Below are 25,661 nucleotides of genomic sequence, written 5' to 3'. Positions count from 1 at the left end.
GCAAACCAGGTGTTGATGCGGCCGCGGTTGCGGCACGCAGTGGCCGCCCGCGAGCGTGGGCCGGAGAACGCGGGTACCGCCGTCGACCTGCGACCATGCCCGTCGCACGCAAAGCAGACCCCCGAAGACCGCAAAGGGCCGCGAGCTGCCTGCCCTGGGCAACCCCAGAGGCGCCCCGTTTCGCAGGCTCAGGCGCGGCTGCGCCCGAGCGCATCGGCCACCGCCAGCGCCGTCATGTTCACGACGCGGCGCACCGTGGCCGCCGGCGTAAGGATGTGCACCGGTGACTTCACGCCCAGCAGCACCGGGCCCACCGTGACGCCCTTGCCACCGGTGATCTTCAGCACGTTGAAGAGGATGTTGGCGGCGTCGAGGTTGGGCAGGATCAGCACGTTGGCCGCTCCTCTCAGCGTGGCGTCGGGCAGGATCGAATCGCGCAGTTCCTCGCTGAACACGGCGTCTCCCTGCAGTTCGCCGTCGGCCGGCACGTCGGGGCGGCGCTGCACGAAGAGGTCGCGCGCCGCGCGCATCTTCACGGCCGAGGCGCGCTTGCTGCTGCCGTACATCGAATGCGACACGAAGGCCACCTTGGGCGGGATGCCGAAGCGGCGCACCTCGTCAGCGGCCATCACGGCGATGTCGGCCAGCTGCTCGGCATCGGGGTCGTCGTTGACGAAGGTGTCGGCGATGAACAAGGTGTGCTTGTCCAGCATCAGCGCGTTCATGGTGGCGTAGCAGCGCGCCCCGGGCGCCGCGCCGATGACCTCCTTGACATGCTCGAAGTGGTTGTCGAAGCGGCCCACCAGGCCGCACAGCATCGCGTCGGCGTCGCCCAGGTGCAGCATCAGCGATCCGATGATGGTGTTGGAGCGCCGCACGCTGGCCTTGGCCACGTCGGGCGTCACGCCGTTGCGCGCGTTCAGGTGGTGGTAGGTCTCCCAGTACTGCCGGAAGCGCACGTCGTCTTCCGGGTTCACCACCTCGAAGTCCCGTCCCGCGGCCAGCCGCAGCCCGGCGCGCTCGATGCGCGCGGCAATCACCGCCGGCCGGCCGATCAGGATGGGCTTGACGAGCTTCTCGTCCAACGCGATCTGCACGGCGCGAAGCACACGCTCGTCTTCACCCTCGGCATAGGCCACGCGCTTGGGCTCGGCGCGCGCGGCGGCGAACACCGGGCGCATGAACATGCCGGTGTGGGTGACGAAGCGGGTCAGCGACTGCCGGTAGGCCTCGAGGTCGGCGATCGGCCGCGTCGCCACGCCGGACTCGGCGGCGGCCTTGGCCACCGCCGGCGCGATGCGCAGGATCAGCCGCGAGTCGAACGGCGTGGGGATGATGTAGTCGGAGCCGAAACGCAGCTCGCGGCCGGCATAGGCCGAGGCCACCTCGGCGCTGATCTCGGCCTTGGCGAGTTCGGCGATCTCGCGCACGCAGGCCACCTTCATGGCCTCGGTGATGCGGCTGGCGCCGCAGTCCAGCGCGCCGCGGAAGATGTACGGGAAGCACAGGACGTTGTTGACCTGGTTCGGGTAGTCGGAGCGGCCGGTGGCGATGATGCAGTCGGGCCGCGCCGCCTTGGCCAGCTCGGGGCGGATCTCGGGCTCGGGGTTGGCCAGCGCCAGGATGATGGGCCGTGGCGCCATCACCTTGACCATGTCGGCCGTGATGGCGCCGGCGGCCGAGCAGCCGAGTACCACGTCGGCGTTGACCATCACGTCGGCCAGAGTGCGCGCGGCGGTCTTCTGCTGGTAGCGCTTCTTCGACTCGTCGAGCTTGTCTTCGCGGCGATCGTGGATCACGCCCTTGGAGTCGCACACGAAGACGTTCTCGCGCTTGATGCCGAGCTCGACGAGCAGGTCCAGGCAGGCGATGGCCGCGGCGCCGGCGCCCGACACCGCGAGCTTCACCTCGCCGATCTTCTTGCCCACCAGTTCCAGCCCGTTGATGACGGCGGCGGCCGAGATGATCGCGGTGCCGTGCTGGTCGTCGTGGAAGACGGGGATCTTCATCCGCTCGCGCAGCTTCTTCTCGATGTAGAAGCACTCCGGCGCCTTGATGTCTTCCAGGTTCACGCCACCCAGCGTGGGCTCGAGCGCGGCGATGATCTCGACCAGCTTCTCCGGGTCCTTCTCGGCGAGCTCGATGTCGAACACGTCGATGCCGGCGAACTTCTGGAACAGGCAGCCCTTGCCCTCCATCACCGGCTTGCCGGCCAGCGGGCCGATGTCGCCCAGGCCCAGCACGGCCGTGCCGTTGGTGACCACGCCGACCAGATTGCCGCGGGAGGTGTACTCGAAAGCGAGCGACGGGTCCTGCTCGATGGCCAGGCAGGCATAGGCCACGCCGGGCGAGTAGGCGAGCGACAGGTCGCGCTGGTTGGACAGCGGCTTGGTCGGCGTCACCGAGATCTTGCCGCGCACCGGCGTGCGGTGGTACTCCAGCGCGGCGTCGCGCAGCGCCTGCTCGGCGGGCGACAGCGGGGCGTTGTTCTTTTCCATGCTCGTCTCCTGAAGGGGTGCGCAATCGCGACGCTTCGATGGTGCTCCTGTGGCGGTGCAACGGCATCCGCGTTTCCCACGAGGCGCGAAGGGCCTACCATGGCGCGATGAACAAAGCCCTTCGTGCCCGAATCTCCGTGGCGCTGGCCCTGTCGGCCGCTGCCAGCGCCTTCGCTGCCGACGAACCCTGGGCGGTGGCCGGGCAGCAGGGCCTGGTGCGCCTGGTCATCGTGCCGGCGGCGCTGGAGAAGGACACCGAGGCCTATGCGCGCCAGGTGGCCCGGCTGTGCGAGCCCGAGCGCACCTGCTTCCTGAACTTCTACACCAACTCCACCGGCGCGCCGCTGGCGGTGCCGCTGCCCGACGCGATCTCCAACGAGGCCACGGCGACCTTCCGCCGCTCGACGAAGAACGGCGCCGAGCGCTTCATGTGGAGCTGCCGGATGAAGCTGCAGGAGCCCTGCTTCTAGTCAAGCCAGATCGCGCGCACCACGCGCCACTCCTGCGCTCCGGTGTCGGTGCGTGAGCAGCCCAGCGGCTCGGGGTCGGCGCCCGGGGCCAGATCGGAGCGCGAGCGGTCCGCGGTGGCCACACCCATGTGGAAGCGGTCGAGCCAGACGCGGAGCCTGCGCGTCGGGTGCGTGTTCTTCACCTGGATCTGCACGCCGTTGCGCGACACGCAGCTGGCTGCGAAGTCCTCGACGAACTGCAGTGACTTGGCCGGGTCGTCGTCGGCGCGCAGCGGCAACGCGGCCAGCAGCGCCAGGGTGCACAGTGCTCGTCTCAAGCCAGCCACTCCTTCAGCTTCGCGTAGACCTCCGGGCGGCCGAGCAGGTCGAGGTGGTTCATGCCGTAGCCGACCCATTGCCTCTCGGGCGGGAAGCTCAGCACGCGCGCCGGGTCCTTGTGCTGGCCCAGCGCGCTGTCAAGCGGCACCAGGCCGTCACCGAGCAGCCGCTCCTTGAGCGTGCCGCCCTGCGCGCCCAGACTTGCCGCCAGCGCATAGCAGCGCAGCGTGTCGGGCAGCAGCACCGGCTGGCGATGGTCGCCGCCGCGGGCGAAGCGGTCGCGGCCGACCCAGTCCTCGTCGAGCAGGTGGCCGTGGCGAAGGTCGGTGATGCCGGCACTGCGCACCTTGCCCAGCCGCGCAAACGGCGCCGCGTAGGGCGTGGCGCCGAGCACCAGGTCGACCCAGTGGCCGGCACGCTCCAGCGGCGCGCCGTGGTGCGGCGTGCCGAGGAAGAACAGGTCGTCGAGCCGCTGCACCCAGGGCTGCTGCGCCTGCGTGGCGTAGTGCAGCGCGCTGCGTGCCACCAGCCCGCCCATGCTGTGGCCGATCACCGCCACGCGCTGCAGCGGCTGCGGCCAGGCGTCGATCAGGCGGGCGAGCTGCTGACCAAAGGCGCGGCCGTTGATCGAGACGTGCAGGCCGCTGTTGTAGCGAAGGTAGACCGGCGTGTAACCGAGCTCGCGCGCCAGCGCGGCGCCGTGGTCGTGGCCGTCGCGCTGCCATTGCAGGTCGTTCATGCACAGGCCGTGCACCAGCACCGCGAGCCGGCCGCCGGCTGCGGGCAGGGCGCCGGCCAGCGCTTCACGCTCCAGCGTCAGAGCCCGGCCGGCGTGGCGCAGTTCCATCGGCGTAGCCAGCGGGTTGCCGGTGGCCACGAGGTAGTCGCCAAGCACGCCGTTGAGCGCCGCGACGATCGCATCGCGCTCGCGGCCCTCGGTGTAGCTGCCCAGCGCCGGCGCCAGCAAGCCGAGCAGCGCCTCGATGCTGCCGCCGGCCACGCGCGTGACGCCGCGGATCGTCTTGTAGACCAGCCCGCTGATGCCTCCCGTGCGCCCGTCCAGCGTGCCGCCGGTGCCCGGCAGCCGTGCGATGCGCTCGTGCATCGCCTCGACCAGGTTGGTCAGGCCGGCCGTCGCGTCGGTGGCCAGGCGCGCGGCGCCGCGCAGGTCGGCGCCCTTGGTCGGCTTGTTCGAGGGAGAGATCATTGGCATTCCGGGTTCAAGGGGTCGGCGCAGTATCGGCGACGAACAGCGCGGCGAGCACCTCGCGGCGTTTGGCGGCATTCACGCGCGAACTGTCGATCCAGACGAAGCGACCTGGCGGCGCGTCGGCGGTGGCAGCCGCGGCTTCATCGCGGTCGGTGTCGCCATCGGTCAACACCACCACCCGGCCCAGGCGCGGCGCGCGTGCCAGCACGCCCAGTTCATGGCGGCAGCCGCGGTTGTGCGTCTTGAAGCTGCGCAGGTCCATCAGCACCACGTCGCTGCCGGCCACCAGCGCGTCGAGCGCCTGCTGCCAGGTGCTGTCGTGGCAGTAGACCTCGTTGATGCGATGGCGGCCGTCGGCGTCGCGCTGCAGATCGAAGCCGGCCACGCGCGCGTTCACCTCCGAAGGATGGCGGATGAAGCGCTCGGCGAGGCGGCCGTCGATGAAGCTGAAGATGTCGCTGGCGTCGATGGTGCGCTCGACCAGGTCGGTGCCGGCGATCAGCACGGTGTTGCCGGTGAGGCGCCAGCGCTCCACCACGTCGTCGAACAGTGCCTGCACCTGCGCGTCGCGCTGGAACACGCGCAGCACCAGCAGCGTCGGCGGCCGGCCGGGGGGCGTGGCCTGGCGGCCGGCGATCGCCATCGTCAGCGGAACCCAGGCCAGCGGCAGCAGCATCACTGCGGCGGCCAGGCCCATGTCGCCGCCGGCGCCGAGCGCGCGCATCAGCAGCACGATGCCCCACACCGCGGTGAACAGCACGATGAGCTCGGACAGCCACTTGCGCGTGTAGGCCGCGCCCAGCCAGCGGCCGAGCTGGCGTGCCGGCCACCAGGCGATCAGCCAGGGTGCGACGACGAAGCCGAGCATCACCACATAGGCGTTCAGCCAGCCCGGCATGGCCTTCAGCCAGTCGCTGCGCGCCGCGACGATCCAGGCCAGCAGGTCGACCCCGCCGATCGACGCCCACACCAGCACCAGCAGCAGCGGCAGCAGCCAGGGCGCGATGGCACGCGTGGCGCCGCCCAGGCACAGCGCGGCGATGAACAGCATCGGCACGCCGATCTCGCTGCCCAGGTACAGCATCATGGTGGACAGCGGCTGCGCCTCGATGGATCGCCAGGCCATCAGCGCCAGGCTGGCAACGAGCCACAGCGCCAATGCGCCGAGCATTCGCGCGCGGGACCAGCGCCACAGCAGGCCCAGCGCCGGGATCACCGGCCACAGGTTGAGCAGTCCCAGCACGATCAGGCGTGCCGGCGTGAGGATGTCCTCCTTCGCCATCGCGACGGACAGGAACAGCCACGCACTGGAGAACGAGATCAGCGCCGACATCCCCACCAGCAGCGCGGTGACGCGCCAGCCGGCACGCCGGTTGTCGGCCAGGCCGATTCGCGCCGGAGGGCCCGGTGCGGCCAGGCGCACGTCTGCGCCGGATGCCACGGCGGTGGCCGGTGCACTCATCAGCGTGCGCATCGCGTGGCGGTAGCGGCGGGCGAGCAGCAGCGCGAACACCGCGGCCAGCAGCGTGGCCACGATGAAGATGAACGCGAGCTTGCCGGTGGAGTAGTCCATGGTGCGGCCCTCGGGTGTCGCCCGACCAGTATTGCACCGGGATGGTCTGCACCGGCCACCGACTGCCAGAATCGGAGCTCACGCGGAGCGCACCATGATCTTTCGACAACTCTTCGAACCGCTGTCGAGCACCTTCACCTACCTGCTTGGGTGCGAGGCCACCGGGCAGGCCGTGCTCATCGACCCGGTCGTCAACAGCATCGACCGCGACCTCGCCGAGCTGCAGCGCCTCGGCCTGACGCTGGCCTGCACGCTCGACACGCATCTGCATGCCGACCACATCACCGGCGCGCTGCACCTGAAGGAGCGCACCGGCTGCCGCATCGCGGCGCCGGCGATGGAGCGCCTGCCCTGCGTCGACATCGGCGTCGTCGAGGGCGTGCCACTTCCGGTGGGCAGCCTTGCGATCCAGGCACTGCACACGCCGGGCCACACCGATTCGCATTTCGCCTACCTGCTGGGCGAGCGGGTGTTCACCGGCGATGCCCTGCTGATCGACGGCTGCGGCCGCACCGACTTCCAGAACGGCAGCGCCGCCGAGCTGTACCGCAGCGTGCACGGGAAGCTGTTCGCGCTGCCTGACGAGCAACTCGTCTACCCCGGCCACGACTACCAGGGGCGCCAGGTGTCGTCGATAGGCCAGGAGAAGGCGCGCAACCCGCGTCTCGGGCAGGGCCGCACACTGGCCGAGTTCGAGCAGATCATGGCCGGGCTGAAACTGCCGTACCCGAAGTTCATCGACCATGCGCTGCCGGGCAATCGCCTGTGCGGCGTGTGCCCCGACGACCTGCCCGAGCAGATGCAGGCCTACTGCGGCCGCATGACCGAGAGCCCGCAGGGCTGAGCGTCCGAGCGGCTCAGGCCGCGTTGCGCTGAAGCAGGTCCTCGAACTCGCGCGGCGGCAGTGGCCGCGCGAACAGGTAGCCCTGGTACTGGGCGATGCCGCGTTCGGTCACCCATTGCAGCTGCTCGTCGGTCTCGACACCCTCGGCCACGGCGGTGAGGTTCATCAGCCGGCACAGCTCGACGATGAGGTCGGCGAGCGCACGGTTCTCGCTCAGGCCCTGGATGAAGGATCGGTCGATCTTCAGCGTCTGGATCGGGAAGCGGCGCAGATAGGCCAGGTTGGAGTAGCCGGTGCCGAAGTCGTCGAGCGCGATCGACATGCCGATCGCGGCGATCGCACGCAGCGTTTCCAGCGGCCGCTCGTCGCTGCCCAGCAGCATGGACTCGGTGATCTCGATCTGCAGCAGCGCCGGGTCGCATCGCGCCGCGTCCAGCGCCATCGCCAGCTGCTGCGGCACGCTGTCGTCGGAGAACTCGCGCGAGGACATGTTCACCGAAACGACCAGCGCATGGCCCTGCTCGGCCCAGCGGGCCACCTGGTGGGTGACCTGGTCGAACACCTGGCGGCCGAGTTCGCGGATCAGGCCCGAGCTCTCGCACAGCGGGATGAACTCGACCGGCGGGATCATGCCGCGCGTCGGGTGCCGCCAGCGCACCAGCGCCTCGGCGCCGACGATGCGATGGGTCGCCACCGACACGCGTGGTTGATAGTGCACTTCGAAGGCGCGTTGCTCGAGGGCCTGGCGCAGGTCGCTCTCGAGTTCGGTGCGGGCGCGCAACGCATGCGACATCGAGGCCTCGTAGAAGGCCAGCGCGTCGCGCCCGCCCTCCTTGGCCGAATACATCGCCAGGTCGGCGCTGCGAAGCAGCGTCTCGAAATCGGTGCCGTCGCGCGGGAACAGGCTCACGCCCAGCGTCGCCGTCACGCGCACGCTGGTGCCGCCGATGGCGATCGGCTCCGACACCGTCTGCTTGATGCGCTGGTGGATGCGGCCGACCTCGGCCTCGATGTCGTGCGAAGCGACCAGCAGCAGGAACTCGTCGCCGCCGAAGCGCGACACCAGGTCGCCGCGACGCACCGCGGCCCGCAGCCGCTTGGACACCTCGATCAGCAGCTCGTCGCCGACGGCATGGCCGAGCGTGTCGTTGACGTTCTTGAAGTGATCGAGGTCGATGACGACCAGCGCGGCCTGGCCCCCCGAAGACTGCAGGTCGCGCACGGCGAGCGCGAAATGCTGGCGCACGTTGCTGCGGTTGGGCAGACCGGTCAGCGAGTCGTGCGAGGCGAGGTAGCTGGCCTGTGCCTCGCTCTCCTTGAGCAGCGTGACGTCGGCTTCGCTGACCAGCAGCGCATCGGCGCCGGTGGCGGCGTCGCGGCAGGCGCGCGCCGACAGTTCGTGCCAGCGCGCGCCGCGCGCCGTGTGCACCGGCAGCGTCAGCGTGGCGATGCCTTCGGCCTGCAGCCGCTTGCTCAGCGAGGCGAACAGCGGCGCGTCGGCGACCCGATCCTGCAGCGTCTCGGTGGGGCTGCGCACGGCCTCGCGGGCCGCCGGGTTGCGGTACAGCGGCGTGCCGTCGGCGGCGTACAGCGTGATCATGACGGCGGTGTGCAGCAGCGCCTCCACCGAGCGCAGCGACTCCGGCGAGTCGCTGCCGGCCATGCGGCCCTCGCACAGCATGGCCATGCGTCCGTCGGCCAGCGGATGGCCGCTGAAGCTCACGTTCAGCGACACCGGATTGCCGCCCGGGTAGAGCGTCCACTGTTCGTGGAAGACCGCGCCGTGGCTGACGAAGTCGCTCTGGTACTGGGCCAGCCGCCGCGCCACCGACTCCGACATGTCGCTGCCCATGTCGCGGCCACGCAGAGCGGCCAGGCTCGGCGCGTCCCACACCTGCAGCGCCCCGGCATTGGCCCAGTGCACGCGGCGGTGGTCGATGTCGAAGATCCAGACCGGCTGGCCGATCAGGTTGAGCGCCGCATAGGCCTCGTCTTCGCCCGGAAACGAGGGCAGGCTCGCCTGCGGTGGCAACGTGTTCATGAGCCGGCTGCGCTCAGACGGCCGGCAGCAGCGTGGCCACGTCGGCGTAGTTCGCCGAAGCCCGCACCCGCTCCATCCAGCGCTGCACCGCGGGATAGCGTGCCAGTTCGAAGCCGCCCTCGGCGGCCAGGTGCGTGTAGCCGTAGACGGCGATGTCGGCCACGCTGTAGCCTTGGTCGGTGATGTACTGCCGTGTTGCCAGGTAGGTGTCGAGTACCTGCAGGGCGCGGTGGCCGGCCGCCTGCCAGCGTTCGATGTCGGCCGCGTGCTCTGCCCGCTGCGCGGGCAGGATGTGGATGAAGAAGCGCGCCGGCGAGATGTTCGGCTCCAACGAGGTCTGCTCGAAGATCATCCACTGCAGCGCCTGGGCGCGCGACAGCGGGTCGGCGGGCATCAGCGGCGTGCCTTCGGCCAGGTACCAGGCGATCGCGTTGGATTCGCCCAGGCCGACGCCGCCGGCCGTCACCAGGTAGGGCACCTGGCCGCGCGGGTTGATGGCGAGGAACTCGGGCTGGCGCGTCTGGCCGGCCAGGACGTCGATGCCGCGCATCGCGCAGCTTCGGCCCGTCTGGCGCAGAACCAGCGCGGGTTTGAAACTGTTGCCCGAGCCTACCGTGTAGTACAGCGTGTCCATCGTGATGGCAGAACGAATATCTGCCGGAGATGCGATCATTTGACATTACGGCATTTCCGGCCCGGGTTGGAACCGGATCGTCGCTGTGGCAGCGCAGTAATGCACGCTGGTGTGACGCGCAAGTCCCGTGGCGCACGCCCGCCACGGACCGGGCAGGATCGGCCTGCCGGCTTGACCTGGGACAGACAGACGCTCGATTCCGCGTTCCCCCGGGGTCCCGCTTCGAGGTGCCGTGCTTAGACTGCAGGCCGCCTGGGCTCATCGATGACAGGCGCGTGCAGCCCGAGGAGACGAGAGTGCAACGCACCGACAGCGCAGGTCCGTCCTACTTCCACAAGGTCGTCGACTGCCAGTGGGCGTGTCCGGCCCACACCCCCGTGCCGGAGTACATCCGGCTGATCGGGCAGGGCCGCTACGCCGACGCCTACATGATCAACTGGGTGTCGAACGTCTTCCCCGGCGTGCTCGGCCGCACTTGCGACCGACCCTGCGAGCCGGCCTGCCGGCGTGGGCGGGTCGAGGAGAACAACGGCGAACATCCGGAACCGGTGGCGATCTGCCGGCTCAAGCGCGTGGCCGCCGACCACAAGGGCGACGTGCGCGCGCGGATGCCGGCCGTCGCGTCGCGCAACGGCAAGCGGGTGGCCTGCATCGGCGCCGGGCCGGCCTCGCTGACGGTGGCGCGCGACCTCGCGCCGCTGGGTTATGACGTCACCGTGTTCGACGGCGAGGCGAAGGCGGGTGGCTTCATGCGCTCGCAGATCCCGCGCTTTCGCCTGCCCGAGTCGGTGATCGACGAAGAAACCGCACAGGTGCTCGACCTCGGCGTCGACTTCCGCAGCGGCCAGCGCATCGAGTCGATGCAGGCCCTGCTCGGGCAGGGCTACGACGCGGTGTTCGTCGGCTGCGGCGCGCCCCGCGGGCGCGAACTCGACGTGCCGGGCCGCGCCGAGGCGGCAGCGGCCATCCACATCGGCATCGACTGGCTGGCTTCGGTGTCGTTCGGCCACATCACGAGCGTGGGTGAGCGTGTCATCGTGCTCGGCGGCGGAAACACCGCGATGGACTGCTGCCGCTCGGCCAAGCGCCTGGGCGGCCGTGACGTGAAGGTGATCGTGCGCAGCGGCTTCGAGGAGATGAAGGCCTCGCCCTGGGAGAAGGAAGACGCGCAGCACGAAGGCATCGAGATCCTCAACTTCCACGTGCCCAAGAGCGTGCGGCACACGCAGGGCCGCATCCAGGGCATGACCTTCGAGAAGGTCAGCGCCGTGTACGACGACAAGGGCCGGCGCAGCCTGGTGCCCACCGGCGAACCCGATGTCTACGTGCCCTGCGACACCGTGCTGGTGGCCATCGGCCAGGAGAACGCCTTCCCCTGGATCGAACGCGACTGCGGCATCGAGTTCGACCGCCATGGCATGCCCGTGCTCGACGCACAGACCTTCCAGGCCACGCTGCCGCAGGTCTTCTTCGGCGGCGATGCGGCCTTCGGCCCGAAGAACATCATCACCGCCGTCGCCCACGGCCACGAGGCGGCCGTGTCGATCGACCGTTTCCTTCACGGAGAGGACGTCGCGCAGCGCCCGCCGCCGATGAGCAACCTGATGTCGCAGAAGATGGGCATCCACGAGTGGCGATACCACAACGACGTCTCGCTCGACCCGCGCTTCAAGGTGCCGTGGGCGGAAGCCGAACGGGCGCTGGCGAGCATCCGCATCGAGGTGGAGCTGGGCTTCGACGAGGCCACGGCCTTCAAGGAGGCCAGCCGCTGCCTGAACTGCGACGTGCAGACCGTCTTCAACCGCGACACCTGCATCGAGTGCGATGCCTGCGTCGACATCTGTCCGATGGACTGCATCAGCTTCACCGCCGACGGCCCCGAAGGCGAGCTGCGCACCCGGCTGAAGGCGCCGGCTGGCAACCTGGCGCAGGACCTGTACGTCTCGACCACGCTGAAGACGGGCCGCGTGATGGTCAAGGACGAAGACGTCTGCCTGCACTGCGGCCTGTGTGCCGAGCGCTGCCCGACCGGTGCCTGGGACATGCAGAAGTTCCTGCTCGACACCACCAAGGCCGGCCCCGGTTGCCGCGACAGCCAGGCCGCACCGGCGCGCAGCGCCGCCGCCACGGAGACCCTATGAAGCGCATCGAAGCGGTCAACGACTTCGTCATCAAGTTCGCCAACGTCAACGGCTCCGGCTCGGCCTCGGCCAACGAGCTGTTCGCCAAGGCGGTGATGCGCATGGGCGTGCCGGTCAGCCCGCGCAACATCTTCCCGAGCAACATCCAGGGCCTGCCGACCTGGTACGAGGCGCGCGTCTGCGAGAAGGGCTACCACGGGCGGCGCGGCGGCGTCGACATGATGGTGGCGATGAACCCGCAGACCTGGGACACCGACATGGCCGAGATCGAGCCCGGCGGCTACCTGCTCTACGACAGCACGCGGCCGATCCCGCCGGATCGTTTCCCCGAAGGCGTGCACGTGCTCGGCGTGCCGCTGACGGAAATCGTCAACGAGGCCTACGCCGACCCGCGGCAGCGCCAGCTGTTCAAGAACATCGCCTACATCGGCGCGCTGGCGGCGCTGCTCGACATGGAGGACGGCGTGTTCGAGAAGCTGTTCGCCGAGCAGTACCGCGGCAAGGAGCGCCTGCTCGACGCCAACATGAAGGCGCTGCACCTCGGCCGCGACTACGCGCTCGCGCACCTGCCGTGCCCGCTGGGCCTGCGCATGCGCCGCGCCGATCGCGTCGGTGACCAGATCTTCACCGACGGCAACAGCGCCGCCGCGCTGGGCCTGATCTACGGCGGCGCCACGGTGGCGGCCTGGTACCCGATCACGCCTTCGTCGTCGATTCCCGAGGCCTTCGAGAAGTACTGCCACAAGTTCCGCGTCGAAGCGTCCACCGGCCAGCACCGTTTCGCGATCGTGCAGGCCGAAGACGAGCTGGCCTCGATCGGTATGGTGGTGGGCGCCGGCTGGAACGGCGCGCGCGCCTTCACCGCGACCTCCGGGCCGGGCGTCTCGCTGATGACCGAGTTCATCGGCCTGGCCTATTTCGCCGAGGTGCCGGTGACCATCATCGACGTGCAGCGCGGCGGCCCGTCCACCGGCATGCCCACGCGCACGCAGCAGTCGGACCTGATCGCCTGCGCCTACGCCTCGCACGGCGACACCAAGCACGTGCTGCTGCTGCCGCAGGATCCGCACGAGTGCTTCGAGCACTCGGCTGCGGCGCTCGACCTGGCCGATCGCCTGCAGACGCCGATCTTCGTCATGACCGATCTGGACATCGGCATGAACCAGCGCCTGTGCAAGCCCTTCGTGTGGGATGACGCGCGCAGCTACGACCGCGGCAAGGTGATGACGCGCGAGGAGCTCGAGGCGGGCAAGGATTTCGGCCGCTACAAGGATGTCGACGGCGACGGCATCCCCTGGCGCACGCTGCCCGGCACGCACCCCACCAAGGGCGCCTTCTTCACCCGCGGCACCACGCGCGATCCGTACGCGCGCTACTCCGAGCGCGGCACGGACTACGTCTACAACATGGAGCGGCTGCTGCGCAAGTTCCGCACCGCGGCGGCGCTGGTGCCTCAGCCGGTGCATCGCCCTGCCTCCCAGCCCACGCGCTTCGGCGTGATCTATTTCGGCTCGACCAGCCCGGCGATGCACGAGGCGCTGGACGTGCTGCAGGCCGAGGGCGTGCACCTGGACGGCCTGCGGCTGCGCGCCTTCCCGTTCCCGGAATCCGTGCCCGAGTTCATCGCAGCGCACGAGAAGGTGTTCGTGGTCGAGCAGAACCGCGACGCGCAGATGCACTCGATGCTGGTCAACGAACTCGACATCGACCCGGCGCGCCTGGTGCGCGTGCTGCACTACGACGGCACGCCGATCACCGCGCGTTTCATCGCCGGTGCGATCCGCAAGAACATGGTCTGGCACAAGGAGTACGCATGACCTTCATCGCGAAACCCCGCCTGCACCATCCGACGCTGCAGACCAACAAGGTCGGCTACACGCGGCGCGACTACGAAGGCCGCATCTCGACGCTGTGCGCAGGCTGCGGGCACGACTCGATCTCGGCAGCGATCATCCAGGCCTGCTGGGAGCTCGACATCGAGCCGCACCGCGTCGCCAAGCTGTCGGGCATCGGCTGCAGCTCGAAGACGCCGGACTACTTTCTCGGTGCCTCGCACGGCTTCAACACCGTGCACGGCCGCATGCCCTCGGTGCTGACCGGCGCCAACCTGGCGAATCGCGAGCTGCTCTACCTGGGCGTGTCGGGCGACGGCGACTCGGCCTCGATCGGCCTGGGCCAGTTCGCCAACGCGATGCGCCGCGGCGTGCGCATGGCCTACATCGTCGAGAACAACGGCGTCTACGGGTTGACCAAGGGCCAGTTCTCGGCCACCGCCGACCAGGGCAGCAAGAGCAAGAAGGGCGTGGTCAACAACGACAGCCCGGTGGACCTCGTCGGCCTGGCGCTGCAGCTCGGCGCCACCTACGTGGCACGCAGCTTCTCGGGCGACAAGGCGCAGCTGGTGCCGCTGATCAAGGGCGCGATGGCACACGGCGGCGCGGCCTTCATCGACGTCATCAGCCCCTGCGTCACCTTCAACAACCACGGCGGCAGCACCAAGAGCTACGACTACGTGCGCCAGCACAACGACGCGGTGAGCCGCATCGACTTCATCACGCCGGGGCAGGAGATCACCGCCGAGTACGCGCCGGGCGAGCTGGTCGAAGTCACCAACCATGACGGCTCGCTGTTGCGGCTGCGCAAGCTGCACGCCGACCACGACCCGACTGACCGCTATGCCGCCATGAACTACATGCACCAGCACGCGGCGCATGGCGAGGTGGTCACCGGGCTGCTCTACCTCGACCCGCTGGCCACCGACCTGCACACGGCGCTGAACACCTGCGCCGTGCCACTGGCCTCGCTCGGGCCGGACAGGCTGTGCCCCGGCGCCGCGGCGCTGGAGAAGATCAACGCGGCGCTGCGCTGACCCGCCGCGCCCACGAACCCGGCAGGAGTTGCACCATGACCGAACGCACCGTCTTCCAATCGATGCCGCGTCGTCTCCTCGTCAGCCTGGGCCCCGCGGCCACCGTGCACGAGGCGGCCTGCGTGATGACCAAGGCCGGCTGTGGCAGCGTGCTGGTGATCGACGCGGCCAGCACCATGCTGGGCATCGTCACCGAGCGCGACCTGATGACGCGCGTGCTGGCCAAGGCGCTCGACCCGGCCAAGACGCCGCTGTCCAGCGTGATGACGCCGCACCCGCAGTGCATCAAGCCCGACACCAAGGTGGCCGACGCGGTGCTCATCATGATCGAGCGCGGCTTCCGCCACCTGCCGGTGGTGGGCGAGGGCGGCCACATCCTCGGCGTGTTCTCGGTGCGCGATGCGCTGCCGCGCGAGATCGGCACGGCGGTGAGCCTGGCCGAGTTCAACGAGCAGGTGAACGACTCGCTGGGTTGAGCGTTCGCGGCATCCGTGCCGGGGTGTCGAAACGGCGGTGCGCCGTTCGTCGTGGGGAATGCGGTGCCCCTGGCCGCGACCACCCCGCAGCGACCGGCACAGGAGGCCCGCCATGAAGATCCAGAAGATCACGCCCTTTCTCTGGTACGCCGAGAAGGCCGACGAGGCCGCTGCGTTCTACGCCGGCATCTTTCCGCAGTCCCGCGTCATCGCGGTGAACGCGATGCCCGTCGAGTCGCCCAGCGGGCCGCCGGGCTCGGTGAAAGTGGTCGAGTTCGAACTGTTCGGCCAGGCCTTCGTTGCCATGAGCGCCGGCCCGCTGGACCCGTTCAACCACGCCGTGTCCTTCGTCGTGAACTGCGACAGCCAGGCCGAGATCGACCGCTACTGGGACGCGCTGCTCGAAGGCGGCACGGCCGAGCAGTGCGGCTGGCTTCGCGACCGCTACGGCCTGTGCTGGCAGATCGTGCCCAGCGCGATGGGCCGCATGATGAGCGCACCTGATCGTGCGGCTGCGGCCCGCGTGGCGCAGGCGATGATGAGCATGGTGAAGTTCGACATCGCCGCATTGGAGAAGGCCTTCGCGGGCTAGTTGCCAGCGGCTTCGTCGAGCGTCTGAAGCTGCTCCCGGATCCGCCCGGCCGCGAAGTCGATGAAGGCCCGGGCCTTCATCGGCAGCCTGCCCTGGCCGGGATGGATCAGGCTGGCTGGCACCGCGGGCGGTTCGGCATCTGCAAGCACGCGGACGAGCCGGCCGTCGCGCAAGGCATCGGCCACCTGATAGGAAAGCACGCGGGTCAGGCCCAGGCCGAGGCTCGATGCCGCGATGGCCGCATCGGCGGTCGAGACGGTCAGGCGCGAGTGGACGGCGACCTGCCGCTTGTCTCCGTTGTCGCCGACGAAGGTCCAGGCGCTGGCGGCGTCCAGGCCGTCGAAGCTGATGCATCGGTGGGCCGCGAGCTCGTCGAGCGTCTGCGGGATGCCGAATCGCTGCAGGTAGGCGGGGCTCGCGCACACCACGCGGCGGATGGCCCCGAGCGGGGTCGCGACCAGGTTGCTGTCGGGCAAGGTGCCGATGCGAAAGGCCAGGTCGACATGCTCCTCGATCAGGTTGACGTTGCGGTCACCCAGGCGGAGCTGGATGTCGACCTCGGGGTGGTCTTCGAGGAATGCGGCGGCCAGCGGCACCACGTGCAATCGGCCGAACACGATCGGTGCCGCCACCACGAGCCGGCCCTTGACCTTCGCGTAGGCACCCGAAGCGGCGCGCTCGGCCTCGTCGACCTGCTCGAGGATCTGCCGGCAGGCTTCCAGGTAGTCGCGCCCCGCGTCGGTCAGCACGAGCTTGCGGGTCGAGCGCGTGATGAGGCGCGTCTTCAGGTGCGCCTCCAGGTCCGCGAGCTTGCGGCTCACCGTGGCCAGGGGCACCGCGAGGCGCCGGCCGGCCGCCGACAGGCTGCCGCCATCCACGATTGCAGCGAACACCGACATGGCTTCGAGGCGATCCATTGTTCCGAGAATCGAGAGGAAGATTCACATTTTGTCAGTCTAGTTGGCTTGGGCGGGAATATCTACAGTCTCCTTCACCGGATTGCACCGGCTCAACCCACCCCTGGAGTCCACACCATGCCCCGTATTCCCACCCCCGCGAGCATCGACGCCGCCCCCGCATTGGCGAAGCCGCTGCTCGAAGCCGTGCACAAGCAGATCGGCGTCGTGCCGAACCTGTTCCGCCTCGTCGCCAACAGCCCGGCCGCGCTGGAGGGCTACCTCGGCATGTCCGGTGCCCTGGCCAAGGGCAGCCTGCCGGCACCCACCCGCGAGCGAATCGCGCTGGCGGTGGCGCAGATCAATGGCTGCAACTACTGCCTGTCGGCCCACACCGCCCTGGGCAAGAACCTGGCAAAGCTCAGCGAGGCCGAAATCGCCGCCAACCGCCACGGTGGCTCGCTCGACCCGAAGGCCGATGCGGCGGTGCGCTTCGCGGCCAAGGTGGTCCGCGAGCGCGGGCACGTGTCCGACACCGACCTGCAGGCCGTGCGCATGGCGGGTTACGACGACGCGCAGATCGTCGAGATCGTCCAGCACGTCGCGCTGAACACCTGGACCAACTACATCAACGAAGTCGCGAAGACCGAAATCGACTTCCCGCTGGCGCAGGCGCTGGCCGCCTGAAACTGGAAGCCTGTACCGCGGGGCCATCGTCGCCCGGACGATCGCCTCGCGGGCCGGGCCCATCGGAGTCGTGACCATGGATCGAACACTGAACTACGCCAGCGATGTGGCGTTCACCGACACCGTGAAGGCCATTCAGGGTCGCAAGGGTTCGCGTGCCTCGTACGAGCGCATGGAACGCCAAGGCTCCTGGGAGCAGACGATCACGGCCGAACTGAAGGCCGAGATCGAAGCGCAGACCAGCGTCTTTCTCGCGACCGCGAATGCGCAGGGGCAGCCCTACATCCAGCACCGCGGCGGGCCGGCCGGTTTCCTGAAAGTGCTCGACGATCACACGATCGGCATGGCGGATTTCGCCGGCAATCGCCAGTACATCACGCAGGGCAACCTCGAGGAGAACACGAAGGCGCATCTGTTCCTCATCGACTACGCGAACCAGCGCCGCATCAAGATCTGGGGCACGGCCCGCGTGGTCGAGGGCGACGAGGCGCTGCTTCGCCGACTGATGCCGGCAGGCTATCGCGCGCGGCCCGAGCAGGTGATGCTTTTCAGCGTCACGGCATGGGACGTGAATTGCCCGCAGCACATTCCGCAGCGCTTCGAGGCGGCAGACGTGCGCGCCGCCATCGAGAACCGCGACCAGCGCATCGCCACGCTGGAAGCCGAAGTGGCACGCTTGCGAGAGCGCTGAGTCTGCAAGGCTCCGCCTGCGCCGGGTCACGCTGCGGCGGCCCCAAAAAAGACCAGGGCCCGCGCGAGGCGGGCCCTGGTCTGGATTGGTGCCGGTGAGAAGAGTCGAACTCCCGACCTTCGCATTACGAATACGTTACATCTAACTTGTCAAAAATTGTGACTTGAACGTAAGTAGTTGATTTTATTAAGATTTACTATACTTTGTTTGTGAGTCCGCTTCGGGTGGTATCGCTGTTCGCCGCGATCAGGCTTGCAAGCTGGGCTTCGTTCATCACATTGAAGCACAATGATGACCATCGCACAACCCCAGCCTACCGGTGCAGTTCACAAGCTTCGACGCTACTACCTCACCAGCGCCTGCAGCCGCGGACACTGAGCTAGTCGTCTTGTGCCGGACGATGGCGCCACACCCCGCGGCGGCGGCCCAATTGCACCGCTTGCTGCGCTGGTTCGGGTGTCGCGGCTCAGCGTACGGCCTAGCCGGCCACCTCGAGTACCTTGATCGGCTGAGTCCGGCGTTCGCTCGTCTTGCTGATCTCCACGCGCCGTTGGTACCAGCCTGCAGCTTGGCGCTGCAGGCAGCAGATCTGTCGGAGGCGCTTCGCGATGTCCGACACGATGTTCTAGCGCGAGGCCCGAAGTCGGTAGATCCGCTGCTGACCCAGGCCCTTCACGCCGCGTTCGCGCTCCCATCCGCGCACTCCGGGCTGCTGCACTGGCCTTCTGCTGCTGCACCTGACCCCGCCGAGCAGCTCATGATGGCGGCAAGTCACCTGCTCATCCGCGTGTGGAGTGGCCACGCGGAGAAGCGGCCGGCGTGCTACAGGGTCTTGGGGGCCTTTGGCCGACCGATGGGAGCGGGGGCGCAGTTCGCCGAACTCGGTGAAGTGGCGCACGCAGCCTCTCTCGATCAGCTTTCGCCGGAAATCGTCTGCCAATCGTTGATCGATCGTCTCACTGCGGGGCAAGGTGCGGCGAAGGACTTCGAGTCACTCGGGTTGCCCGATGCACCCCAAGAATATGTGGCGTTTGTTGACCTGCTCCGCAAAACCGACGCGCGCCGGCCATACTCGCCGCGCCTCATCGAAGGGGTGGGGCCATTGCCGCCCGTGCCAGAGGAGAAGACACCCGCGCCGACGACTAGGCGATGGGGTAATCGCGGCAGTCAGCAGTTGCGGGACCGGGAACTGCTCGCGGAGTGGACCTACGGCCTGAATGCTCTCGAAGCCTCCGCCTTGGCCGCCAGCTTCAGCGCAAGTCCTGCTCCAGCGGCTGATCGGATAGTGCTCAAGGCCGACATGCTGGCCGCAGCGGGCGGACTGCTAGCTCAGGTGGGAGCATTGACCGCCAGCACGATGACCGAGGCTGCACTGCTACCGGTCTCGGTGCGATCAGACGGCATATCGTCCGAGCCGTCGGCAGCCCGTCCAGGCGGACGGCAGTTCGTCATCGAGCGTCGCGACCCCCGGCGTGGCGACACAGTGCTATGGGCGCCGAAGCAGGCCGCAGGTGTAGCCCTGTGGCTGGAGGTCGAAGACTTGGACCTGCACCTGCACCCGTTCCAGCGCGACTTTGTCATCGACGAGTTGCTGCCACTTCCCATTGACGAAATCTGGCTGCAAGTGCTCGAGCACCTCGGCGAGCGCCTGGGGCGTTCGAGTCATCAGGTCGATCTCTGCGTCAAGCACATCCTTGCCCGGCAGATCTTTCTCTCGACGGCCAACCGGGCAATCGTGACGCATCTGTGCAGCACACGGCCGACAGGAAAAACGGCCGATGACGAGTCCGAGCCGGATGAGCTGAACGTCGGGGAGGGCGTTGACCAGGACGACGACAGCGAAATTTCCGACGAGAACGACGCTGCAGGCTCTGCGGACGACCAGACATTGCAGGAGGACGATGAGGAATTGGAGGTTCGGCGGGAGTCGCTGTCCCACTACGTGCACCCGCGCTGCGCAGCGGTCCGGCATGCCTATCGGATGGCAGTACATGCCATCCGCTACCCGGAGGTCCCACACCCCCAGGCAAGCGCAAAGCCGCGGGAAGCCATCGAAGGTGACACCTGGGTCGACGCCACACGCATGGCTGCTGTCCTGGACTGGCTTGCCGAACGCGCGATCGACAGGAAGGGAAAGCCGGCCTACCGGCACAGCAACGATTTCATGCTGTATGCGGGCGCACTCGTCGTCACCGCCATCGGTCACCGTAACGCGCGTGCCTTGCTGCCGTTCCTGCACGACGTGAGTCTCGATGACGCGATCGCTTTCGTTGCCGACAAGATCAACGTCGGCAGCGAGGCTCGCTTCGTGCCGCTCGTCAAGCCAGTGGTCGAGCAACTGCGGTGGTGCCGCGCACATATCGCATGGCTGATCGCCGCGCTGGCCCGCTCCAATCCAGCACACGCCGACCGCCTGCGCACAGCGCTCGGGTTTCTCCAACCCCAGAAGGGTGCCGATGCAGTTCAGCAGGTCGGGCTGCTCTTCCGGATCGGAACCCGGCGGGTCGTGCCGCTGTCGACCCGCCTCGTGCAGTGGGCCATTCGCAGAGCGTGGAAGGCCTTGCAGTTCGACGGACCGGCTCCGTTCGACATCCGGGCACTGCGGCGGAACGTCGCGACCTGGCTCGCTGATGACGGAGTAAGCGGCGCCCACATAGAACTCCTGCTCGGGCATGTGCGAGAGCAGCATCCCTTTGGCGCAGCCTCGGTCTGGATTCCGGCAGTCGAGCTCAAGCGTCTGCAGGAGCCGCTCGAGCGGTACCTGGTCGAAATGGGCGGCAAGGCCATTGCTGCCCCTTGGGCCAAGGACTACCTGGGTCGGCTGAACGCGCCGCTTCCTTCGCTCGTGTCCAGCAATCAAGCCTACGAGGCGCGCAAGCTGGAAACCGACGAGGCGAACCGACGGGCGCGTCGGACAGTGCTCGAGGTGGTGCCGGAATCGATGTTGCTGGACGGCACCTGCGTCGACCTCAACGACGCCGACCTGAAGCGGATTGAAAACGGGATACGGGACCGCTATGGAGGCGAGCCCGCTGTAGTCGAAGCGGTCATCACGCAGCTCGAAGTACTGAAGCAAGAGTGGCGAACCGAAGCGGGATACGCTGCGCCCCGGTCCGAGCTGCTCAAGCCGGCAGGACCAACAAACGTGCACTTCAGCGTCGACGGGCAGTTCAATGCAGAGCTCGACGCCATTCGACGTGTCGCCACTCGCGTGCTCAAGAAATCCCAGCTGCGCGGCCGGCGGGTTCTCTTGCTCGACGACGAGACCGTGCGCAAGCTGATGGACGGGATCGAGGACGAACTCCGCGACGACCCTCGAGCGAAGGCGAGAGTCAGGACGGCGTTCGCGGAACTGGCGACGGGATGGCGCCGGTCCGGCAAATACAGGGTCACGGCGGCATCGCTCAACCTTGCACGAATCAGCGAAGGTCCCGTCGAACTGAACTTTGGCCGCCATCTCGCGCTGGCGAACTGCGTGGCGGACGGCCTCGAGGACCAAATCAAGAACTACCTTCGTGAAGAGCGGACGGCACAGCGCGTGCTTGGCTTGATCGCCGTTCTGCTGGTGTGCTGTGAGGCCGTTCTGGACCGGCAGGAGCTGGAGCGGTTGATCATGGTCCTGCAGACCGAGGGGCCGGCTCGATTCGCGGGGCAGTTGCAGCTGCGAGCGTCCATCGAGACGATGGCCGCGGAGTACGACAGGACGGTCGACCTCACGTACAAGACTGCCGCTGCAGTGGCTGGATACCTTGGTGTTCGCCAGGAGACGGGGCCCGTGGCGTTCGAGAAGGTGGAGGCCGAGGCGCGCAGGTTCTTGGCGCAGATGACGGCGCTGCGAGGATCGATGAATCTGCGCAAGCTTCTCGTGGTGATGCGACCCTACTGGTTCTTGCGTGTGCCGGGTTCGGTCTACGCCAGCATCACGGGTGCGAACGAATGCAACGCGCCGTCCCCGGAAAGCACGGCGCTCCTCTTGGGCGCAGAACCTCGAGTGCTCCGCGCAGCGCCCCCTTCGCCCCGCGGGCCGCGGAAGCACCGAGACGCGGACATCAAGGCGGCGGTGGCTGCAATCCGTCGGCTCGTGGACGAAGCAGAAGGGGAGGTCACCAAGTTCCAGGCGGCGTCGCGCCAGCAGCGCATGAGGCTGCACCGCATGTTCAGCGGCCGCCACCGGCCCGAGCTCGAGGCGTGGATGCAACGTCAGCAGATCGTCGCGCTGGCGGTCGAGTTCATCTATTACATGCTGGCCATCGGCGGATTCCGCGTCGACACCTACAGCTTTGGCTCCCTGCAGACCTACCGGCAGCGAATCGTCGCCCATATTCTTGAAGTGGCCTGGAACGTCGACCTCCTGCAGTGCGACGAAGAGGCGCTGGCAGCGTTCTTCCGAGCGGTGATTGCCCGAGTGGCGGAAGCGGAGCAGCAGGCTGCAAAGGCGCCGCTGCGACTGTTTCTCCGGTATCTGCACGAATGGCACGGCATGCAGAACTCCAGGTTCGACGCGCATACCGAGTCCCGGCTCCGAAACGCTCGCAACGTGGTGCTGCCCACTCACATCGTCGAGCGAGCCTTCAATCTCGCGAGGACGCCGGATGGAAAAGCCACAGAGGTCGGGGAAACGGGCGCAGCGCTGTTGGCGTTGAATCAGGCGTATGGCCTGCGGCCGGCCGAAGGCTACGGCGTCAAGGTGACCGATTTCCAGGACGACGAGCGCACAAGCCTTCGCGTGCGAATCAATGTGATCCGATCGCTCAAGACGCTTCCGCGCACGATCCCGGTCAGTCTGGCGAGCGAGGCAGCTAACGAACTGATCAATACGCGCTACCGAGCCGCAGACAAGCTTGGTGGGCAAGCGAAATACGCCTTGTTTGCTGCAGGGGCGGATCTGCTCTACGACGATGCGCCGCTGTACGCGCTGGGAAACTGGGCGGTCAAGCGGGCGTCCGGCGATCACTTCGCGATCAACTACAGCATGCGCCACACCTACGCCACCTCAATGATGAGCCACATGCTGATGCCGGACCCGCAAGCTTCGCCGATCGCTGTGCAGCTCTGTCAATCGCTGCTGCTGCCATCCCACGCGCAAACTCGTCTGAGATCCTTGTCGCCTTCTCCGGAGCGTTGGCCCAGCCAGATCGATCGGCTTGGACTGTGGATGGGCCAATCCGGGGTCGGCACCCTGTCGCGGACCTATTGGCACGGTGCATGGTGGGTGGCTGGTGACATCTGCGCACAGGTGGCCCTGCAGCACGCATGGCGTTCCGACACGATGGGCCTTCTGCTCGGTGTTTCGGCCTCCGCTGTGCGTCATCATTTCCCCAAGCGGCAGGATGGCAAGCGTGCAACGGACGGTACGCGCACGGCGGCAGCGGTGGCGAAGTTCATTGGTGCCCTTGACGTCAGGGAACTGACGGTTGCTCCCGTGCAAGTTGAATCGCAGGTTGATGCAGCCAGCCAAGAAGCCGGTGTACGCCCGGTTGCTTCCGTCCTCGATGCGCTGCTGATGCAGCGACGTGCGCGCGGGGAAGAACTGAACGTGCTGCACGAGGTGGCCGCTGAAACGCTCTCGGTTCCACCGGAGGAGGCCAAGGCGTTCTTTGCAGCCTACGAAGATGTCGGGAGTAGAACCAGCATGCAGGACTTTGAGCCGGATGCGCTGCGGGTCGAGCCGTTCGCGGGTATGGACGTTCAGGGCGGGGCGGATCGCAGGGATCGATTGGTGGCTACCGTTCTTGAGGCAATGGCATCGGACATGGCGTTTGCGAAGGCGACGTTCGAGATCCTCAGCGATTGGCAGACTGAAGTTGACGGCGAAGCACATCGGCCGTACTTGGTGAGTCGAAACATTCAACAGTTGGGTCGACATATCAAATGGCTCAAAACGGTGGGCTACGACGCGACAGAGCTCCGGCTGAACTATTTCGCTGCCAGTGCCGACACGCTGGAGGATGCGAGAAAGATTCTGCCTAGCCTAGAGGAATCGCCACGGCGGCTTAGCCGGGCTGCGAAGATTGGTGCACGTACCGAGTTTGGCGTGGTCGTCGCTGCGTCAAGGCAATTGCCCGTAGAGCGGGATCTGCATCGCGCGATCCTGGGATTGGCTTGCGCGCACAGCGCAGGCCTACTCGCCGCGGCGTCGCAGTAGCGGATGACCAAACTAGACTGACTGCAGCCGGTCAACTTCTAAGGTCGAGTGACGGCGGCGGCCGATTCCTGCCATTCGCGCCTCCTCTGGGTGAATGACCGGTGCACCCTGGAAGCCGCCACACGCCAATCATCGGTTCGACGACGGCGCGCGTACCGACGCTGCGCTGGCGAGTGACAGCTTCCCCTCGCCGTCAAGTGGTGGTCCCGACCCATTGCCGAAGTAGCAGATGGCTGGCGGGGCACCCGAAACCAGCCATAGGACAGTCGTGTTCGCGGCCTCGCGCCCGTATGCCATCAGTGCCGGTCTTCGAGACCTCATACAGGCACCCTGGTCTCTCAGGCTAGACTGAAACCTCGTCTTCGAGCCCCGCAACTTTGTCGCTTCAGTCACCACCGTCCAGCCCACCCAAGCCGGTCCCCGTCAACCGCTACGACCGCCTCGAATGGGCCGGGGCCTTCGGCGATCTCGGCACGCTCGTGCCCTTCGTGATCGCCTACTTGAGCGTCATGAAGCTCGACGCATTTGGCGTGCTGTTCGGATTCGGCGTGTCGATGGTGGTCTGTGGATGGGTCTACAAGACACCCTTCCCGGTGCAGCCGATGAAGGCAGCGGGCGCGGTGGCCACCACGCAGGCGGCCCAGTCTGCAGTCATCACCTCGGGAGCGGTCTACGCAGCCGGACTCGTCACGGGCCTGATCTGGCTGGTCCTCGGCACCACGGGTCTGGCCGAGCGCATCACCCGCTGGATCAGCCGACCGGTCGCCCAGGGCGTGGTGCTCGGTCTGGGCATGGCCTTCATGTGGCAAGGCGCCCGTCTCATGGCCAACGAGTGGCTGCTGGCGGGTGTGGGTCTGCTGGTGGTCGTGCTGCTGGCGAAGAGCCGTCGCGTTCCCGGCATCTTCGTGCTGCTGCTGCTGGGAGTCGCCTGGACCGCCGTGCAGCAACCCGAGTTGCTGCGCAAGCTTCAGGAGGTCCGTCCGGAGCTTCGGTGGCCGACCTGGGCCTGGCCCAGCATCGGCTGGAACGACATCGTGTTGGGCACGTTGTTCCTGGCGCTGCCGCAGGTGCCACTCACGCTGGGCAACGCGATCATCGGCGTGCGCGAGGAGAACAACCGACTCTTTCCGGACCGTCCGGTGACCGACCGCCAGGTCGCCGTCTCGACAGGAGTGATGAACGTGTTCGGTTCGGCGGTCGGCGGCGTGCCGATGTGCCACGGCGCCGGTGGCATGGCCGGCCACGTGGCATTCGGCGCACGGACCGGCGGCTCGTTGGTGATCCTGGGAGGACTGCTGCTGGTGCTCGCCGTTGGCTTCAGCGCCTCGGTCGTCGCCTTGTTCGAGGTCATGCCGCAAGCCGTGTTGGGCACGATCCTATTCATGACCGGCGTTCAACTGGCCGGCGGCCAGTTCGACCAGGGCCGCCAAGGCCATGAGTCGACCGTGCTGCTGGTGACTGCCGGACTGTCGATGTGGAACGTCGGCATCGGCTTCGGCGTGGGGCTGCTGCTGCAAGTCCTGCTGCTGCGCAAGACCAACCGGGTCTGATCAGCCGGCCGTCCGCGGGGCCGTGT

The 25,661-nt window shown here is 67.7% G+C and carries 18 protein-coding genes; 11 read left to right on the top strand and 7 right to left on the bottom strand.

What is annotated here, in order from left to right:
• Positions 1-188 precede the first annotated feature (188 nt).
• Positions 189-2,498, bottom strand: a complete 2,310-nt coding sequence (locus HZ992_RS16825; RefSeq protein WP_209382981.1) for an NADP-dependent malic enzyme — start codon at positions 2,496-2,498, stop codon at positions 189-191.
• A gap of 107 nt (positions 2,499-2,605) precedes the next feature.
• Between HZ992_RS16825 and HZ992_RS16820 the strand changes: the two genes are divergently transcribed.
• Complete coding sequence (locus HZ992_RS16820; protein ID WP_209382980.1) at positions 2,606-2,968, top strand: hypothetical protein; 363 nt, start codon at positions 2,606-2,608, stop codon at positions 2,966-2,968.
• On the opposite strand, the gene HZ992_RS16815 is transcribed toward HZ992_RS16820, so the two are convergent.
• Genes HZ992_RS16815 through HZ992_RS16805 form a run of 3 tightly spaced genes read right to left on the bottom strand, consistent with a single transcriptional unit; the run spans position 2,965 to position 6,069 of the window.
• On the bottom strand, positions 2,965-3,285 hold the full coding sequence (locus HZ992_RS16815; protein WP_209382979.1) for a hypothetical protein: 321 nt from the start codon (positions 3,283-3,285) through the stop codon (positions 2,965-2,967). The two genes, HZ992_RS16820 and HZ992_RS16815, sit on opposite strands and share 4 nt — an antisense overlap.
• Positions 3,282-4,493: an esterase/lipase family protein gene (locus HZ992_RS16810; RefSeq protein ID WP_245213073.1), complete on the bottom strand. Its 1,212-nt coding sequence runs from the start codon at positions 4,491-4,493 to the stop codon at positions 3,282-3,284. The genes HZ992_RS16815 and HZ992_RS16810 overlap by 4 nt, the downstream gene beginning before the upstream one ends.
• 13 nt (positions 4,494-4,506) lie before the next feature.
• Positions 4,507-6,069 (bottom strand): hypothetical protein, encoded by a 1,563-nt coding sequence (locus HZ992_RS16805; RefSeq protein WP_209382977.1) that lies wholly within the window; start codon positions 6,067-6,069, stop codon positions 4,507-4,509.
• Between the two features lie 94 nt (positions 6,070-6,163).
• Here HZ992_RS16805 and HZ992_RS16800 point away from each other — a divergent pair, with 94 nt between their 5' ends.
• On the top strand, positions 6,164-6,913 hold the full coding sequence (locus HZ992_RS16800; RefSeq protein ID WP_209382976.1) for an MBL fold metallo-hydrolase: 750 nt from the start codon (positions 6,164-6,166) through the stop codon (positions 6,911-6,913).
• A 13-nt stretch (positions 6,914-6,926) separates the two neighbouring features.
• On the opposite strand, the gene HZ992_RS16795 is transcribed toward HZ992_RS16800, so the two are convergent.
• Together HZ992_RS16795 and HZ992_RS16790 are read right to left on the bottom strand one after the other, a co-directional pair.
• Positions 6,927-8,954 carry a putative bifunctional diguanylate cyclase/phosphodiesterase gene (locus tag HZ992_RS16795; RefSeq protein ID WP_209382975.1) on the bottom strand — a complete coding sequence of 676 codons (2,028 nt, stop codon included), beginning with the start codon at positions 8,952-8,954 and terminating at the stop codon, positions 6,927-6,929.
• A 13-nt stretch (positions 8,955-8,967) separates the two neighbouring features.
• On the bottom strand, positions 8,968-9,588 hold the full coding sequence (locus HZ992_RS16790; RefSeq protein ID WP_209382974.1) for a glutathione S-transferase family protein: 621 nt from the start codon (positions 9,586-9,588) through the stop codon (positions 8,968-8,970).
• Positions 9,589-9,884: 296 nt separating this feature from the next.
• Here HZ992_RS16790 and HZ992_RS16785 point away from each other — a divergent pair, with 296 nt between their 5' ends.
• The 5 genes from HZ992_RS16785 to HZ992_RS16765 all read left to right on the top strand — a co-directional run bounded on the left by HZ992_RS16785 (position 9,885) and on the right by HZ992_RS16765 (position 15,666).
• Positions 9,885-11,729 (top strand): FAD-dependent oxidoreductase, encoded by a 1,845-nt coding sequence (locus HZ992_RS16785; protein ID WP_209382973.1) that lies wholly within the window; start codon positions 9,885-9,887, stop codon positions 11,727-11,729.
• Complete coding sequence (locus HZ992_RS16780; RefSeq protein WP_209382972.1) at positions 11,726-13,546, top strand: 2-oxoacid:acceptor oxidoreductase subunit alpha; 1,821 nt, start codon at positions 11,726-11,728, stop codon at positions 13,544-13,546. Before HZ992_RS16785 ends, HZ992_RS16780 begins: the two co-directional genes overlap by 4 nt.
• A complete protein-coding gene (locus HZ992_RS16775) occupies positions 13,543-14,598 on the top strand; it encodes a 2-oxoacid:ferredoxin oxidoreductase subunit beta (RefSeq protein WP_209382971.1) in 1,056 nt (351 codons plus the stop codon). The genes HZ992_RS16780 and HZ992_RS16775 overlap by 4 nt, the downstream gene beginning before the upstream one ends.
• 35 nt (positions 14,599-14,633) lie before the next feature.
• Positions 14,634-15,074: a CBS domain-containing protein gene (locus HZ992_RS16770; RefSeq protein WP_209382970.1), complete on the top strand. Its 441-nt coding sequence runs from the start codon at positions 14,634-14,636 to the stop codon at positions 15,072-15,074.
• Between the two features lie 112 nt (positions 15,075-15,186).
• Positions 15,187-15,666 (top strand): VOC family protein, encoded by a 480-nt coding sequence (locus HZ992_RS16765; RefSeq protein WP_209382969.1) that lies wholly within the window; start codon positions 15,187-15,189, stop codon positions 15,664-15,666.
• Here HZ992_RS16765 and HZ992_RS16760 read toward each other — a convergent pair.
• Entirely contained in the window at positions 15,663-16,583 is a 921-nt protein-coding gene (locus HZ992_RS16760; RefSeq protein ID WP_209382968.1) for a LysR family transcriptional regulator, read from the bottom strand. The two genes, HZ992_RS16765 and HZ992_RS16760, sit on opposite strands and share 4 nt — an antisense overlap.
• 117 nt (positions 16,584-16,700) lie before the next feature.
• Between HZ992_RS16760 and HZ992_RS16755 the strand changes: the two genes are divergently transcribed.
• From HZ992_RS16755 to HZ992_RS16740, 4 genes are all read left to right on the top strand, one after another.
• A complete protein-coding gene (locus HZ992_RS16755) occupies positions 16,701-17,249 on the top strand; it encodes a carboxymuconolactone decarboxylase family protein (RefSeq protein ID WP_209382967.1) in 549 nt (182 codons plus the stop codon).
• A 76-nt stretch (positions 17,250-17,325) separates the two neighbouring features.
• Positions 17,326-17,940, top strand: a complete 615-nt coding sequence (locus HZ992_RS16750) for a pyridoxamine 5'-phosphate oxidase family protein (RefSeq protein ID WP_209382966.1) — start codon at positions 17,326-17,328, stop codon at positions 17,938-17,940.
• 568 nt (positions 17,941-18,508) lie between these two features.
• A complete protein-coding gene (locus tag HZ992_RS16745; RefSeq protein WP_209382965.1) occupies positions 18,509-24,085 on the top strand; it encodes a hypothetical protein in 5,577 nt (1,858 codons plus the stop codon).
• Positions 24,086-24,462: 377 nt separating this feature from the next.
• Complete coding sequence (locus HZ992_RS16740) at positions 24,463-25,635, top strand: putative sulfate/molybdate transporter (RefSeq protein WP_371816745.1); 1,173 nt, start codon at positions 24,463-24,465, stop codon at positions 25,633-25,635.
• The last annotated feature ends 26 nt before the right edge of the window (positions 25,636-25,661 follow it).

This window comes from Rhizobacter sp. AJA081-3, from assembly GCF_017795745.1.
In the GTDB taxonomy this organism is placed as follows: Bacteria; Pseudomonadota; Gammaproteobacteria; order Burkholderiales; family Burkholderiaceae_C; genus Piscinibacter.
This window is presented reverse-complemented; position numbering and strand designations above follow the sequence as displayed.

Bases quoted from the DNA above. Each gene is read 5' to 3' on its own strand.
- HZ992_RS16825 (WP_209382981.1), bottom strand. From the start codon at position 2,498: ATGGAAAAGAACAACGCCCCGCTGTCGCCCGCCGAGCAGGCGCTGCGC.
- HZ992_RS16820 (WP_209382980.1), top strand. From the start codon at position 2,606: ATGAACAAAGCCCTTCGTGCCCGAATCTCCGTGGCGCTGGCCCTGTCG.
- HZ992_RS16810 (WP_245213073.1), bottom strand. From the start codon at position 4,493: ATGATCTCTCCCTCGAACAAGCCGACCAAGGGCGCCGACCTGCGCGGC.
- HZ992_RS16805 (WP_209382977.1), bottom strand. From the start codon at position 6,069: ATGGACTACTCCACCGGCAAGCTCGCGTTCATCTTCATCGTGGCCACG.
- HZ992_RS16800 (WP_209382976.1), top strand. From the start codon at position 6,164: ATGATCTTTCGACAACTCTTCGAACCGCTGTCGAGCACCTTCACCTAC.
- HZ992_RS16795 (WP_209382975.1), bottom strand. From the start codon at position 8,954: ATGAACACGTTGCCACCGCAGGCGAGCCTGCCCTCGTTTCCGGGCGAA.
- HZ992_RS16790 (WP_209382974.1), bottom strand. From the start codon at position 9,588: ATGGACACGCTGTACTACACGGTAGGCTCGGGCAACAGTTTCAAACCC.
- HZ992_RS16780 (WP_209382972.1), top strand. From the start codon at position 11,726: ATGAAGCGCATCGAAGCGGTCAACGACTTCGTCATCAAGTTCGCCAAC.
- HZ992_RS16775 (WP_209382971.1), top strand. From the start codon at position 13,543: ATGACCTTCATCGCGAAACCCCGCCTGCACCATCCGACGCTGCAGACC.
- HZ992_RS16770 (WP_209382970.1), top strand. From the start codon at position 14,634: ATGACCGAACGCACCGTCTTCCAATCGATGCCGCGTCGTCTCCTCGTC.
- HZ992_RS16765 (WP_209382969.1), top strand. From the start codon at position 15,187: ATGAAGATCCAGAAGATCACGCCCTTTCTCTGGTACGCCGAGAAGGCC.
- HZ992_RS16760 (WP_209382968.1), bottom strand. From the start codon at position 16,583: ATGGATCGCCTCGAAGCCATGTCGGTGTTCGCTGCAATCGTGGATGGC.
- HZ992_RS16755 (WP_209382967.1), top strand. From the start codon at position 16,701: ATGCCCCGTATTCCCACCCCCGCGAGCATCGACGCCGCCCCCGCATTG.
- HZ992_RS16750 (WP_209382966.1), top strand. From the start codon at position 17,326: ATGGATCGAACACTGAACTACGCCAGCGATGTGGCGTTCACCGACACC.